Consider the following 15,083-nt stretch of genomic DNA (forward strand, 5'->3'; position numbering starts at 1 on the left):
GCCGACGGCGCAGGTCTTACTTGATCCCTTCCGTACTTTCCTGTTTCGCTTCCAGCCGTTCCACGTCACGATACCAGCGCGGATGGTGTTTCTGCGCCCAGAGGCGACTCACCTTCCCTTCAATCATGCCTTTAATCGATCCTTTCACCCAGAACGCCATATACATATGGATCAGGATGGCGTGAATCAGAATGATGGCCGACGTCGCGTGGATCAGCAGCGCGTAGCGAATCACCTGTATCGGGAAGTAGTGTGCAAAATACGGACGCCAGATAATCACCCCGGTCACCAGCAGCACAAAAATCATGCTCATGATGGTCCAGAACATCATCTTTTGCCCGGCATTGTATTTCCCCACCTTCGCGACTTTGTGCTCGTTGCCCTTCAGGACTTCGACGATCCCTTTCACCCACGGGATATCCTGCTTGTCCGGGATGTTATGGTGGACGAAGCGCACGAACATAAACATCAGCACCACGAAAATCAGCACGCCGAAGAACGGGTGCAGAATGCGCCCCATCTGCGGCGTACCGAAGGTTTCGGTCAGCCACTGCAGCGTCGGGAAGAAGAACGAAATTCCCGATACCGCCACCAGGAAGAAGCAGATCACCACCGTCCAGTGACAGGCGCGGTCGACAAACTTTGTGCGCACTATCATTTTCGACTTACTCATGATGCTCCTCCTCGTCGTCATCCACCTCTTTGTTTGGCCCGATACCGATGTAGTGATAAATCAGCCCAGCGAAGGTGGCGATAAAGCCCACCGCGGATAGAGGCTTGAGCGCCCCTTTCCACAGGTTAATGGAGGTATCGATCGCCGGATCCTTCGGCAAGTTGTGGTACAGCTCGGGCTGGTCGCTATGGTGCAGCACATACATCACGTGCGTACCGCCCACGCCCTGCGGGTTATAAATGCCCGCATTCTCGTAGCCGCGCGCTTTCAGCTTGTCGACCCGCGCCTGCGCCACGTCAAGCATCTCTTTTTTAGTGCCGAAGTGGATCGCCCCGGTCGGACAGGTTTTCACACAGGCAGGCTCCTGCCCGATGCTGACGCGGTCCACGCACAGGGTACATTTGTATACCCGGTTATCCTCTTTATTGAGACGCGGGACATTAAACGGACAGCCCGCGATGCAGTAACCGCAGCCGATGCAGTTGTCCTGCTGGAAATCGACTATCCCATTGGCGTACTGAATAATCGCGCCGGCAGACGGGCACGCCTTCAGGCAGCCCGGATCCTCGCAGTGCATGCAGCCGTCTTTGCGGATGAGCCACTCCAGCCTGCCGTTCTGGTCGGTTTCGCTAAAACGCATCACCGTCCAGGATTTAGCGCTCAGATCCGCCGGATTGTCGTAGACCCCAACGCAGTGCCCCACCTCGTCGCGGATGTCGTTCCACTCCGAGCACGCCACCTGGCAGGCCTTACAGCCCACGCAGGAGGAGACGTCGATAAGCTTGGCGACCTCTGCCTTGTAGTCCCGCGCGCGGGGCGCGGGCGTTATCGGGTTAGTCGCGGAGCGTTTGATAACGTCTTGTGTTTCCATCGCCATTGAATCGCTCCTTACGCTTTCTCGATGTTGACCAGAAACGCCTTGTACTCCGGCGTTTGCGAGTTGGAATCCCCAACGTTTGGCGTCAGGGTATTGGCGATGTAGCCTTTCTGCGCCACGCCCTCAAAGCCTCAGTGAAGCGGGATACCGACGGTTTCCACCTGCTGACCATGCACGTTCAGCGACTGCAGGCGGCGGGTCACCACCGCCACCGCGCGAATAAAGCCGCGCTTGCTGCTCACCTTAACGCGGTCGCCGTTGGCAATGCCTTTCGCCTTCGCCAGCGTCTCGCTTATCTCCACAAACTGTTCCGGCTGCGCGATGGCGTTAAGCCGCGCGTGCTTGGTCCAGGTATGGAAATGCTCGGTCAGGCGGTAGGTCGTTCCCACATACGGGAATTTGTCCTTTTTGCCCAGGCGCAGGACGTCGTCTTCGTAGATACGCACCACCGGGCTGGAGACCACGTTCGGGTGCAGTGGGTTCGTGCCCAGCGGCGTTTCCATCGGCTCGTAATGCTCCGGGAACGGCCCTTCCGCCAGCTTGTTGAGAGCAAACAGACGTCCCAGCCCTTCCGGCTGCATAATAAACGGCCCGGTGCTGCTGCCCGGCGCGGCGGTGTTGTAGTCAGGGATATCGTTCCCCGTCCATTTCGCCCCGTTCCACTGGATCAGCATGCGTTTCGGATCCCACGGCTTGCCGTTAATATCCGCCGATGCACGGTTGTACAGCACGCGACGATTCAGCGGCCACGCCCATGCCCAGCCCAGGGTGTTGCCCAGCCCGGACGGGTCGGCGTTGTCGCGGTTGGCCATCTGGTTGCCCTGCTCCGTCCAGCTGCCGGTGTAGATCCAGCACGACGATGCCGTGGTGCCGTCATCGCGCAGCAGCGCAAAGCTGTTCAGCAGCTGGCCCTTTTTCGCCACCAGGTTGCCGCTCGGGTCATACAGATCCGCCAGCGCCACGCCGTTGTTCTCTTTCGCGACCTCTTCGGATTCAGGACGATCGGGCTGCTTGTAGCTCCAGCTCATCTTCAGCAGCGGCTCCGCGCCTTTACCGCCTTCGGTGCGGTACATCTCGCGCAGGCGGTGGTAAATTCCGGCGAGGATCTCGCCGTCGTTACGCGCTTCGCCCGGTGCGTCCTGGCCTTTCCAGTGCCACTGCAGCCAGCGGCCGGAGTTGGCAATGGAGCCGTCCTCTTCCGCAAAGCAGGTGGACGGCAGGCGGAAAACTTCGGTCTGAATCGACGCCGGATCGACATCGTTTGATTCCCCGTGGTTCTGCCAGAAGGTGGAGGTCTCGGTCACCAGCGGATCGATAACGACCATGTACTTCAGCTTGCTCAGGCTGCGAACGACTTTGTTTTTGTCCGGGAAAGAGGCTACCGGGTTGAAGCCCTGGCAGATATACCCCGTGACGTCGCCCTTATCCATCATGTTGAAATACTTGATGACGTCATAAGCCTGATCCCACTTCGGCAGCCATTCAAAGCCCCAGTCGTTCTCTTTCTGCGCCGCATCGCCGTAGAAGGATTTCATCAGGCTGACGTAGAACTTCGGATAGTTGCTCCAGTAGTTCACCTGGTCCGGCAGCGTCGCTTTTGGCGTATTGGCCTCAAGATACGTTTGCAGATCCGTCTGCTTTTCAGACGGCAGCGTCAGGTAGCCCGGCAGGCTGGTCGAGAGCAGGCCGAGGTCGGTTAAGCCCTGAATATTGGAGTGACCGCGAAGCGCGTTCACGCCGCCACCGGCCATCCCCATATTGCCGAGCAGCAGCTGGATCATCGCCATGGTGCGGATGTTCTGCGCGCCCACGGTGTGCTGCGTCCAGCCCAGCGCGTACAGGAACGTCGTGGTTCTGTCGGCGGCGCTGGTGGAGGCCAGTACCTCACACACCTTCAGGAAGTCCGCTTTCGGCGTGCCGCAGATGTTTTCCACGACGTCCGGCGTATAGCGGGAGACGTGCTGCTTTAGCAGGTTCCACACGCAGCGCGGATGTGTGAGCGTTTCATCGCGCATAGCATAGCCGTTTTCATCGAACTGATAGTTCCAGGACGTTTTATCGTACTGGCGCTTTTCGGCGTCATAGCCGCTAAACAGCCCGTCATCGAAGGCAAAATCATCCCGCACCAGCAGGTTCGCGTTGGTGTAGTGCTTAACGTATTCCGCGTTAATTTTGTTGTTTTCGATCAGGTACAACAGCACGCCGGACAGGAACGTAATGTCCGTACCGGAGCGGATCGGCGCATAGATATCGGCCACCGATGCCGTACGCGTAAAGCGCGGATCGACGACGATAAGCGTCGCATCGTTGTTGTTTTTCGCTTCCATCGCCCAGCGGAACCCCACCGGATGGGCTTCAGCGGCGTTACCGCCCATCACCACCACGACATTCGCGTTTTTGATATCAACCCAGTGGTTGGTCATCGCACCGCGACCAAATGTTGGAGCAAGACTTGCTACCGTTGGTCCGTGTCAGACGCGCGCCTGGTTGTCTACCGCCAGCATGCCGAGCGAGCGCACAAACTTTTGCGTCAGCATGCCGGTTTCATTACTGGCCGCAGAGGCACACAGCATCCCGGTGGAAAGCCAGCGGTTGACCGTTACGCCCTGCGCGTTCTTTTCAATAAAGTTGGCATCGCGGTCGGCTTTCATTAACGCTGCTATACGGGAGAAGGCCTCATCCCAGGAGATACGCTGCCATTTATCAGAACCCGGCGCGCGGTATTCCGGGTAGCGCAGGCGGTTTTCGCTGTGAACATAGTCCAGCAGCCCCGCCCCTTTCGGGCATAACGCCCCGCGGCTCACCGGATGATCCGGATCCCCTTCAATGTGGTAAATCGCTTCTCTGGCGTTCTTCGCACCATCGCCCAGGCTATACATTAAAAGCCCACAACCCACGGAGCAGTATGTGCAGGTGTTACGGATCTCTTTCGCGCGCAGCAGCTTATAGTTGCGTGCCTGAGCCAGCGCCATTTTGGGGGCAAATCCCAGCATGGCTGCCGTTGTTCCGGCCATACCGCCCGCGCAGATTTTAAAAAATTGTCTGCGGCTGACGTCCATTGTTGTCCTCGTTATCTGAAAACATTTCGCGCCGCAAACTAACAGCAAAGCCCCTGATTTTTTTGCGTCAAATCAAGGTCATCTGCCTTCCCCCCCTTAATAGTCACCCCCGGAACATTTCATTACCCCTTATTGATTAACGGTTTAAGAGAATAATTCACGACAGCATCAGGATGATTGCGATACATTTTCCCTCTGATTTTTATTGCGATGACGAAGTAATGGACAGAAAGAGAGCAACGCTTATTGGGCTGGCGGCGATATTGTTATGGAGCACCATGGTCGGCCTTATTCGCAGCGTGAGTGAGGGGCTTGGGCCGGTAGGCGGTGCGGCGATGATCTACACCCTCAGCGGATTACTGTGTCTGGTGACGGTAGGATTTCCTGATCTCAGGCGGTTTTCACTCCGCTATCTTATTGCCGGCAGCGTTTTATTTGTCAGCTATGAAATATGTCTGGCGCTGTCGCTGGGCTATGCCGCAACGCGCGCTCAGGCGATTGAAGTGGGTATGGTGAATTACCTTTGGCCAAGCCTGACGATAGTATTTGCGATTTTGTTCAACGGGCAAAAGTCTACCCTGTGGGTGCTCCCCGGCCTGGTCATTTCGCTGCTGGGCGTCTGCTGGGTATTGGGCGGTGAAGAAGGGTTACATCTTGAGGAAATAACCCGCAATGTCGTTTCCAGCCCTCTGAGCTACGCGCTGGCGTTTGCCGGAGCCTTTATCTGGGCTGCCTATTGCACCGTCACCAGCAAATTTGCGAAAGGACAAAACGGTATTACCCTGTTTGTTTTGCTGACCGCGCTGAGCCTGTGGGTGAAATATTTTCTGAGCGATCAGCCCGAGATGGTGTTCACGCTTCCGGTGGTGGTTAAGCTCGTCATGTGCGGGATCGCGCTTGGGTTTGGTTACGCCGCATGGAATATTGGCATTCTGCACGGGAACGTCACGGTTCTGGCTGCCGTATCCTATTTTACCCCCGTGCTCTCTGCCGCGCTTGCCGCCGCGGTGCTAAGCTCTCCCCTTTCATTCTCGTTCTGGCAAGGGGCGCTGATGGTCTGCGCCGGGTCGTTGCTCTGCTGGTACGCAACAAGACAATAGCGCATCTCCAGCGGCCGGGTTAATTTCAACCCGGCAACATAATTAACATAAATTTAAAATGTGATCGCACCTCAGAATATTTATCATAATAATAGAGCGTCTGTTTAAGTTCGGTTTATATTGAGCGCCTTCTGTAAAGCCACCTGAAGCGAGTTGACGTAAACTGACAACCCAGTGAAATTAGTCAGTGATAAATATTAACGCTCTGTATAGCATTACATGCAATAATTCAGCCCTGGCCGCTTTAATGAAATATACGAAATAGACGTTGAAAAATTAAATCAACACATTGTTTTTAAGGAGAAACAGGCGATATCATCCCCACCAAAACCTCGGAAATTGCGAAATTTAACGCAATAGACTAAAACCATCAGAAATTATCTTAAAAGCAATAATCCCACAGACTAAATAACCATTAATCGTATAAATTCCGGCCATATTGTTTGAATAATCGCCTTCTCGCACGATCGAGATCACACTAATTGAAATTATCTCTAATATTTTGAAACTTATTATTGAAATAAGACTACGAGATTCTTAAAAATAGCATGCCATTGACGAACAGCCTCGTTTAGAAATCGTTCACAGTGGTTCAGGAAATACTGAAAAAAATTATAAGGAATATTTAAGATGAAACTTAAATTAGTTGCAGTGGCAGTCACTTCCATGCTGGCAGCAGGCGTTGTTAATGCTGCCGAAATTTACAACAAAGACGGTAACAAGCTGGATCTGTACGGTAAAGTAACAGGTCTGCACTATTTCTCTGATGACGCTGGCGCAGATGGCGATAAAACCTACATGCGTATCGGCTTCAAGGGCGAAACCCAGGTTAACGATCGGCTGTCCGGCTACGGCCAGTGGGAATACCAGATTCAGGGTAACAAAGACGAAGGCGACAACCAGTCCTGGACCCGTGTGGCGTTTGCAGGTCTGAAGTTCGCGGAAGCAGGCTCCTTTGATTACGGTCGTAACTACGGCGTAATTTACGACGTGACTTCCTGGACCGACGTTCTGCCAGAATTCGGCGGTGACACCTACGGTGCCGACAACTTCCTGCAGTCTCGTGCTAACGGCGTTGCGACCTACCGTAACCAGGACTTCTTTGGTCTGGTTGACGGCCTGAACTTTGCTCTGCAGTACCAGGGCAAAAACGGCAGCGTAAGCGGTGAAAACACCAGCGGCCGCAGCCTGCTGAACCAGAACGGTGACGGCTACGGCGCGTCCCTGACTTACGATCTGGGCGAAGGCTTCAGCGTAGGTGGTGCAATGTCCTCTTCCCGTCGTACCGCTGACCAGAATGCGGCTGGCGTATACGGTGAAGGCGACCGCGCAGAAGTATACAGCGGTGGTGTGAAATACGACGCGAACAACATTTACCTCGCGGCACAGTACTCTCAGACCTATAACGCAACCCGCTTCGGTACCTCTAACGGTAATCGCAGCGACATCTACGGTTTTGCAAACAAGGCGCAAAACTTCGAAGTTGTGGCTCAGTATCAGTTCGACTTTGGCCTGCGTCCATCCATCGCCTACCTGCAGTCTAAAGGTAAAGACATCGAAAACTTCGGCGACCAGGATCTGGTTAAATACATCGATGTTGGCACGACCTACTATTTTAACAAAAACATGTCCACCTACGTGGATTACAAAATCAACCTGCTCGACGACAACCAGTTCACTCGCCAGGCAGGCATCGGTACCGACAACATCGTTGCGCTGGGTCTGACCTACCAGTTCTAAATCTTGTCTGTACAAAAGCCAGCTGCACAAGCTGGCTTTTTTTATCTCCCTCTTTTACCCGCCAGACGACTCACCACCCGCCGCCCGACGCAGCCAGTTTTGCAGCAGCTTGCCGTCTTCAGTCATCTCTGAGTCAGTACGCACGCAGAGGTAATAGTCGCGCCCGTCATCAATCGGCAGGTCAAATATCTTCACCAGTTCGCCGCTCTCAAGATAAGGCGCAATCAGCGGCTCACGCATTAACGCACACCCCAGACCAGCCTGAACGCCCGCCAGCGTCAGCAGACCATCCTCAAACATCGGACCGCTGCGGCGCACGGGGCGCTTCACCCCCTGTTGTACAAACCACTGCGCCCATGTGCTGCGCTCCTCATCGTGCAGCAGCGGCATTTGCAGCAGTTGCTCGGGCGTGTCGATATGGCCGTGAATGCGCAAAAACGCGCGGCTGCACACCGGGACCATCTGACCGGAAATCAGCTTTTCGCTTTGATAGCCCGCCCACTGCCCGTTGCCAAAACGAATCGACATATCCGACGCGTCGCTCAGATAGTTACGATGGTTGGCATACACCACGTTGATCTCCGTTTGCGGATTGGCGCGCATAAACGCAGGCAAACGTGGGATAAACCACCCCATACCAAAAAGTGGGATCAGGCTGATGGTGACCTGACGCGTTTGCGCCTGCTCCGCCAGGTGCTCCGTCGCCTGGCGCAGCACGTTAAACGCCGCGCGGATAGAGCGGTAATATTCCCGCCCGTGCTGGCTCAGCACCAGCCTGCGCCCCTGACGCTCCGTGAGCGGCATTTGCAGATACCCTTCAAGCACCCTGAGCTGATGGCTTACGGCCGACGGAGAGATGTCCAGCTCCTGCGCGGCCAGCGTGACGCTGCCCAGCCGGGCGATGGCCTCGAACGCACGTACGGCCCGAAGCGGCGGATCGTTTGCCAGTCGGCTTTCTGCATACGCCGTCAGGCTCGCCAATTGTTCTGTTTTATTCATATGTTGATTTCTTTAGGCTTTTCACCCCAAAACAGGCATTAACTATCTTCATATAAATCATAAAGATAAAACAATATTTATTTATCATAAGAAATAATAGATGCGTATTTTACAATTTAATTCATTTATTGGATGGTAGCCGCAGAACGAGCACTTTGCGGGTACAGACGTTGGATACACTCATACAACAACTGATCAACGGTGTGATGCTGGGCAGCATCTACGCGCTGATCGCGCTGGGCTATACCATGGTGTATGGCATCTTGCGCATTATTAACTTCGCTCACGGCGATATTCTGATGGTCGGTGCGCTCACCACGCTCTCCGCCATAAACGCCCTGAATACCACCTTTCCACACATGCAGCTGCTGTTGCAGCTTGGCGTTGCCCTGGTGATTGCCATGGCCGTTTGCGCCCTGCTGGCAATGGCCGTGGAGCGCTTTGCCTACCGTCGACTGCGCAACGCACCGCGCCTGGCGCCGCTGATCTCGGGTATCGGCGTCTCCGTCCTGCTGCAAACCGTGGCGATGATTATCTGGACGCGCAACCCGCTGATGTTCCCGCAGATCCTGCCGATGGACCCTATCGCCGTCACGTCCGGCAGCGGAGCGCACCCGCCCGCCATCGTGACCGTTACCGGTATTGTCACCGTGGCGCTGGCGTTGGCTGTGATGACCGGGCTGTGGCTGCTGGTCGAATACACCCGTCTGGGGCGCGGCATGCGCGCCGTGGCGGAAAACCCGCGCGTGGCCACGCTGATGGGGGTTAACCCAAACGCCATTATTACCCTGACGTTTGCCATTGGCGGCGTGTTCGCCGCGCTGGCAGGCGTAATGATGGCGAGCAACTACGGCAACGCCAGCTTCTCGATGGGCTTTTTGCCCGGGATCAAGGCCTTTACCGCCGCCGTGCTGGGGGGCATTGGCAACATTCGTGGCGCCATGATCGGCGGGATACTGCTCGGCATTATCGAAGCGCTGGGCGCGGGCTACCTGGGTGAACTGACCCACGGCGTATTTGGCAGCAACTATCAGGATGTCTTTGCCTTTATGGTGCTGATCCTGGTGCTGGTCTTCCGTCCGGCTGGCCTGCTGGGCGAGCGCGTGGCGCAAAGGGCGTAAGGAATACCATGACAACACTTCAACTCCAGACTCCGGCGACGACGCGCAAATTCTGGTCAGGCATGAGCCTGTTCTGCCTCGCGCTGCTGGTGGCTCCCGTGGTGGCCACGCAGCTTGGCGGCAACTACTGGGTGCGCGTTATCGACTTCGCCCTGCTCTACATCATGCTGGCTCTGGGGCTCAATATTGTGGTGGGCTATACCGGCCTGCTGGACATGGGCTTTATCGCCTTTTACGCGGTTGGCGCTTATCTCGCTGCGCTGATGGCCTCTCCACACCTGCTGGAGGTGTTTCCTGTTCTCGGCGTCTGGTTCCCGGACGGGCTGCACACCTCGTATCTGCTCATTATTCCGCTGGCTGCGCTCGTCGCTGCAGTCTGCGGCATTTTACTGGGAGCGCCCACGCTGAAGCTACGCGGAGACTACCTGGCGATAGTGACCCTTGGCTTCGGCGAAATTATCCGCATCCTGATGCGCAACCTCGACCGTCCCGTGAACATCACCAACGGCGCAAAGGGCATAACCGGAGTGGATACGCTGAACCTGTTCGGCCTGAAGTTTAGCGGCGTCTACCACTGGTTTGGTTTCAAAGTACCCGCCCTGTGGCTGTGGTACTACCTGCTGATGCTGGTGATTGTGGCGATTATTTTTGTCTGCCTGCGCCTGCAGCATTCCCGTATTGGTCGCGCCTGGCACGCTATCCGCGAGGATGAAGATGTAGCCCGCGCGATGGGCATCAACGTGCGTAACTATAAGCTGCTCGCCTTTGCGATGGGGGCCTCCTTTGGCGGCGTAGCGGGTGCGCTTTTCGGCGCGTTTCAGGGATTTGTCTCGCCGGAATCCTTCACGTTACAGGAATCCATTGCCGTACTGGCGATGGTGGTGCTGGGCGGTATGGGGCATATTCCAGGGGTGATCCTCGGCGCGGTACTGCTTACCGCCCTGCCGGAACTGCTGCGCAGCCAGGCAGCGCCGGTTCAGCAGGCGCTGTTCGGTACGGTGCTGATTGACCCGGAAGTGCTGCGTCAGCTGTTTTACGGTCTGGCACTGGTGCTGGTGATGCTGGTGCGTCCGTCCGGGATCTGGCCGGTACGCCACAAGGAGGCGAAAGCATGAGCCTGTTAACCGTACGCAACATGACAAAACGCTTCGGCGGCCTTACCGCCGTGGATGACGTTTCCATTACCGTGAACAAGGGCGAGATCTACGGCCTGATTGGTCCTAACGGGGCGGGAAAAACCACCTGTTTTAACCTGATCACCGGGCTTTATCCGGCGGACAGCGGCGAATTTTCCATTGCCGATAAGCCCTATTTTCCAAAGCACATTGAGAAAGTCACCGCCGCAGGAATTGCGCGCACCTTCCAGAACGTTCGCCTCTTCAACGAGATGTCGGTGCTGGAAAACGTGATGGTGGGCCGCCACGTGCGCACCCGTAACGGTCTGTGGGCCGCGCTTAGCCGCCACAAACGCGCTCGCGAGGAAGAAAAGCAGACCCGCGAACTGGCCTGGCACTGGCTGGAATACACCGGCATTGCGCATTTCGCCCACTATCGCGCGTGCGATCTGGCCTATGGTCATCAGCGTCGCCTTGAGATCGCCCGCGCGCTGGCAACGGATCCGCTCCTGCTGGCGCTGGACGAGCCCGCCGCCGGGATGAACGCGGCGGAAAAAGTGGCGCTCGGCGAACTGCTCATCCGCATCCGCGATGACGGCAAAACCCTGCTGATGATTGAACATGACGTCAAGCTGGTGATGGGCATCTGCGATCGCCTGACGGTCCTTGATTACGGCAAAACGCTCGCCAGCGGCACGCCGGATAGCGTGCGGCGCGACCCGGCAGTGATCGCCGCCTGGCTTGGAGGTCACGCTCATGTCTGAATTGCTGAAGGTGGAACGTCTGGACGTGCATTACGGTGGCATTCAGGCCGTACGCGATGTCTCCTTTACCCTGCGCGAGGGTGAGCAGGCTACGCTGATCGGCGCGAACGGCGCGGGGAAAAGCTCCACCGTGCGCGCCATTACCGGGCTGGAAAGCTTTAGCGGCAGTATTGAATTCAGCGGTAAAGTGGTGCGTAAACAGAGCCCGGAGACCCTGCTTCGCGACGGGCTGGTGATGGTCCCGGAAGGCCGCGGGATTTTCTCCCGCATGACGGTACTGGAAAACCTGCAGATGGGTGCCTGGCTCAGGCGTGACACTGTCACCGTTAAGCGTGAAATGAACGAGGTGTTCGAGCGCTTCCCGCGCCTGGGTGAACGCCAGCATCAGCTTGCCGGTCTGCTTTCCGGCGGCGAACAACAGCTGCTGGCCCTTAACCGCGCCCTGCTCAGCCGCCCGCGCCTGCTGATCCTCGACGAACCGTCGATGGGCCTTGCCCCGAAGATGGTCGAGAACATTTTTGCCGTCATCGCCGGGCTGCGCGAGCGCGGCGTCGCCCTGCTGCTCATCGAACAAAACGCCCGTCTCGCGCTGGAAGTCACCGACAGCGCGTGGGTGATGGACAGCGGCAGCATTGTTCATCATGGCGAATCGACAGCGCTGCTTAACGATGACCAGATTGCACAGATTTATTTGGGCGAAATGCCCGTTTAACCACACCAGCCAACATCAGGGAAATACCATGAAAACAGTAAAAATCAGTGCGCTCAGCGCCGCTATTCTGCTCGGTAGTTTTGCCTCCACGTCCGCGTGGGCCGCCGACGGTGAAACCGTGGTCATCGGTCTGGCGGGGCCGCTGACCGGCCCGTCTGCCCGTATCGGTAAAGATCTGGAGAACGGCGCGCAGCTGGCAATTGACGACATTAACAAGCAGCACCCGACCATCGGTGGCAAAGCGGTGACCTTCAGGCTGCAGTCCGAAGACGATCAGTCCGACCCGCGCACCGCCGTAGCCGTCGCACAGCGTCTGGTGGACAGCGGCGTGGCGGGCGTGGTCGGTCACTGGAACACCGGCACCAGCATTCCAGCGGCCCGCGTTTATCACGATGCGGGCATCGCACAGGTGGCACCGGTCGCGACCGGTCACGCCTATACCAAACAGGGTTTTGACACCAGCTTCCGCGTGATGGGCCACGACGATGACGGCGGCCAGCTCGCCGGCCAGTACGCGGTGAATACCCTGAAAGCCAAACGGATTGCGGTGATCGACGACCGCACCGCATTTGGTCAGGGGCTTGCAGACCAGTTTATTAAATCGCTGGAAGCGCAGGGCGTGAAAATTGTCGATCGTCAGTACGTTGATGACAAAACGGTCGATTTCAGCGCCGTGCTGACCGCCATCCGCAGTAAAAACGCCGATCTGATCTTCTTCGGCGGCGTCGACAGCCAGGCCGCACCGCTGGCGCGTCGCATCAAACAGCTGGGCATGAACGCCACCCTGATGGGCGCAGGCGGATTTGTCAGCCAGACGTTCCTGCAGCTGGCGCAGAAAGAAGGCGAAGGCGTGGTGGCGCTGGAGCCGGGTCTGCCCGTTGACCAGATGCCGGGTGGAAAGGCATTCGAACAAGCCTATCAGTCCCGCTACCACACCCATATCGAACTGCACGCCCCGTTCGCCTATGACGCCACCCGCGTGCTGGTGGCGGCAATGGAAAAAGCAGACTCCGTTGAGCCCTCCGACTATCTGCCAGCCCTGCGCGCCATCAGCTATTCCGGCGTCACCGGGCAGATTGCGTTTGATAAAGAGGGCAACCTGAAATCGCCGTCGTTCACGGTCTATAAGGTTGTCGACGGCAAATGGCAGCCGCAGACCGTGCTGGGCGGCGCAAAAGCGAAGTAACGCAGCGAGGCAATGTGATGAGTGATAATAACGAGCTGGGCATTCTCGCCCGCCGCAAAATTGAAGCCGAAATTATTAAGCCAATTTATGAAATCCTGGTGCGCGAGATAGGGAAAGCCCGCGCCCAGGCGGTGATTGGCGAGGCTATTGAGCAGGCCGCAATTGACGCAGGCAAAGCGTTTGCCAGCAAAGAGCCCAACATCGCGGACGTAAAGAGCTTTATCGCCCTGCAGTATCTGTGGGAGAAAGATAATGCCCTGGACGTGAAGGTGATCGACGCCGACGACCAGCAGTACAACTACAACGTGACCCGCTGTCGCTACGCGGAGATGTATCACGAGATGGGGCTGGGCGAGATTGGTCACCTGCTCTCCTGCGCGCGCGATGAAAAATTCATCGTTGGCTATGCGCCGGACGTGAAGCTGACCCGCACCACCACAATCATGCAGGGCGGTTCGTGCTGTGATTTCCGCTACCGCAGCACTAAGGACAAGACATGATCCGCGTCAACGCCGAAAGGCTGTGGTCAACGCTTGAGATGATGGCGCAGATCGGCGGCACGCCCGCCGGTGGCGTCACCCGTCTGGCATTGAGCGAGGAAGATCGTATTGCGCGCAACCTGCTGCGCGACTGGGCGCTGGATGCCGGTTTTACCTGTGACGTCGACAGCATGGGCAATATGTTTATCCGTCGCGCCGGGAAAAAACCGCAGCTTGCCCCGGTCATGACCGGTTCGCACGTTGATACCCAGCCGCTGGGGGGGAACTACGACGGTGTTTACGGCGTGCTGGCCGGGCTGGAGCTGCTGCGAACCCTTAACGATAATAACGTTGAGACCGAGCGTGACGTTGTGCTGGTGAACTGGACTAACGAAGAAGGCGCGCGCTTTGCGCCAGCCATGCTCTCATCAGGGGTCTGGACGGGACAGTTTAGCGAAGCCTACGCCCATGCCCGCGCGGATATCGACGGTATCACCGTAGGTGAAGCGCTGGAGAGCATTGGCTACCGGGGTGAAGCCCCTGCCCGCGCGTTTCCGGTTCACGCCTGCTACGAACTGCACATCGAACAGGGCCCGATTCTGGAAGATGAAGCCATCGATATCGGGTTAGTCCGCGCGGCCATGGGCCAGCGCTGGTTTACCCTGACGCTGGACGGATTTGCCGCCCACGCGGGCACCACGCCGATGCACAGCCGCCGCGACGCGCTGACCGCCTTCGCCGAGCTGGCGCTGAAGGTGGAAGAGATTGGCTATCGGCATGCGCCGGACGGACGCGCGACGATCGGTATGGCGCAGGCTACGCCAAACTCGCGCAACGTCGTGCCGTCTCGCGTGGTATGCAGCGTGGAGTTTCGCCATCCGGCGCAGCAGGCTCTGGAAGCCATGGAGGCAGCGCTGCATAAGGTAGCTGAAAGCCTGAGCCTGCGCGGCGTGGCGGCTACCGTTGAACGCATTTTTGACTACGCGCCCATCGCGTTTGATGCCGAATGCCTGGCGCGTTCGGAGAAGGCCGTGGCGGAACTGGGCTATTCGTTGAAACCGATGGTCTCCGGTGCGGGACACGACGCCTGCTATGTCAGCAAAATTGCGCCCGCCAGCATGATCTTTATCCCCTGCGTGAAAGGCGTCAGCCATAACGAAGCGGAGAGGATCCTGCCAGAGTGGTCGGAAAAAGGGGCGAACGTGCTGCTGCATAGCGTCCTGTCCGCGGCCCAGGAGAGCTAGAACGGCGCGAGCGA

12 protein-coding genes and 1 pseudogene are annotated in these 15,083 nt (G+C 57.2%); 9 read left to right on the top strand and 4 right to left on the bottom strand.

Going from position 1 to position 15,083, the window contains the following annotated elements:
- Positions 1 to 16: 16 nt before the first annotated feature.
- The 3 genes and pseudogenes from fdnI to fdnG all read right to left on the bottom strand — a co-directional run bounded on the left by fdnI (position 17) and on the right by fdnG (position 4,609).
- Positions 17 to 673 carry a formate dehydrogenase-N subunit gamma gene (gene fdnI / locus ACW9E7_RS09990; protein ID WP_458727710.1) on the bottom strand — a complete coding sequence of 219 codons (657 nt, stop codon included), beginning with the start codon at positions 671 to 673 and terminating at the stop codon, positions 17 to 19.
- Positions 666 to 1,550, bottom strand: coding sequence for a formate dehydrogenase subunit beta (gene fdxH / locus ACW9E7_RS09995; protein WP_458727711.1), 885 nt, complete (start codon positions 1,548 to 1,550; stop codon positions 666 to 668). Before fdxH ends, fdnI begins: the two co-directional genes overlap by 8 nt.
- Before the next feature lie 11 nt (positions 1,551 to 1,561).
- Positions 1,562 to 4,609: pseudogene (gene fdnG, locus ACW9E7_RS10000) on the bottom strand (formate dehydrogenase-N subunit alpha).
- A gap of 221 nt (positions 4,610 to 4,830) precedes the next feature.
- Here fdnG and yddG point away from each other — a divergent pair.
- Together yddG and ACW9E7_RS10010 are read left to right on the top strand one after the other, a co-directional pair.
- Entirely contained in the window at positions 4,831 to 5,709 is an 879-nt protein-coding gene (gene yddG, locus ACW9E7_RS10005) for an aromatic amino acid DMT transporter YddG (RefSeq protein WP_115875195.1), read from the top strand.
- Positions 5,710 to 6,339: 630 nt separating this feature from the next.
- Positions 6,340 to 7,449 carry a porin OmpC gene (locus tag ACW9E7_RS10010; RefSeq protein WP_115875197.1) on the top strand — a complete coding sequence of 370 codons (1,110 nt, stop codon included), beginning with the start codon at positions 6,340 to 6,342 and terminating at the stop codon, positions 7,447 to 7,449.
- 54 nt (positions 7,450 to 7,503) lie between these two features.
- Here the strand turns inward: ACW9E7_RS10010 and ACW9E7_RS10015 are convergent, their stop codons facing one another.
- Positions 7,504 to 8,448: a LysR substrate-binding domain-containing protein gene (locus ACW9E7_RS10015; protein WP_111963631.1), complete on the bottom strand. Its 945-nt coding sequence runs from the start codon at positions 8,446 to 8,448 to the stop codon at positions 7,504 to 7,506.
- Positions 8,449 to 8,618: 170 nt separating this feature from the next.
- Between ACW9E7_RS10015 and ACW9E7_RS10020 the strand changes: the two genes are divergently transcribed.
- The 7 genes from ACW9E7_RS10020 to ACW9E7_RS10050 are packed head-to-tail and all read left to right on the top strand — an operon-like array spanning position 8,619 to position 15,069.
- Entirely contained in the window at positions 8,619 to 9,569 is a 951-nt protein-coding gene (locus ACW9E7_RS10020; RefSeq protein ID WP_458727712.1) for a branched-chain amino acid ABC transporter permease, read from the top strand.
- An 8-nt stretch (positions 9,570 to 9,577) separates the two neighbouring features.
- Positions 9,578 to 10,684, top strand: coding sequence for a branched-chain amino acid ABC transporter permease (locus tag ACW9E7_RS10025; RefSeq protein ID WP_115875203.1), 1,107 nt, complete (start codon positions 9,578 to 9,580; stop codon positions 10,682 to 10,684).
- On the top strand, positions 10,681 to 11,448 hold the full coding sequence (locus ACW9E7_RS10030; RefSeq protein WP_248174293.1) for an ABC transporter ATP-binding protein: 768 nt from the start codon (positions 10,681 to 10,683) through the stop codon (positions 11,446 to 11,448). Before ACW9E7_RS10025 ends, ACW9E7_RS10030 begins: the two co-directional genes overlap by 4 nt.
- Positions 11,441 to 12,160 carry an ABC transporter ATP-binding protein gene (locus tag ACW9E7_RS10035; RefSeq protein WP_458727713.1) on the top strand — a complete coding sequence of 240 codons (720 nt, stop codon included), beginning with the start codon at positions 11,441 to 11,443 and terminating at the stop codon, positions 12,158 to 12,160. The genes ACW9E7_RS10030 and ACW9E7_RS10035 overlap by 8 nt, the downstream gene beginning before the upstream one ends.
- Before the next feature lie 28 nt (positions 12,161 to 12,188).
- Positions 12,189 to 13,346, top strand: coding sequence for a branched-chain amino acid ABC transporter substrate-binding protein (locus tag ACW9E7_RS10040; RefSeq protein WP_458727714.1), 1,158 nt, complete (start codon positions 12,189 to 12,191; stop codon positions 13,344 to 13,346).
- Between the two features lie 17 nt (positions 13,347 to 13,363).
- The gene (locus tag ACW9E7_RS10045; RefSeq protein WP_458727715.1) at positions 13,364 to 13,846 is read left to right on the top strand and encodes an L-2-amino-thiazoline-4-carboxylic acid hydrolase; all 483 of its coding nucleotides are present in this window, start codon (positions 13,364 to 13,366) and stop codon (positions 13,844 to 13,846) included.
- The gene (locus ACW9E7_RS10050) at positions 13,843 to 15,069 is read left to right on the top strand and encodes a Zn-dependent hydrolase (protein ID WP_458727716.1); all 1,227 of its coding nucleotides are present in this window, start codon (positions 13,843 to 13,845) and stop codon (positions 15,067 to 15,069) included. Before ACW9E7_RS10045 ends, ACW9E7_RS10050 begins: the two co-directional genes overlap by 4 nt.
- The last annotated feature ends 14 nt before the right edge of the window (positions 15,070 to 15,083 follow it).

It is taken from the genome of Enterobacter sp. H2G27 (assembly GCF_054403075.1).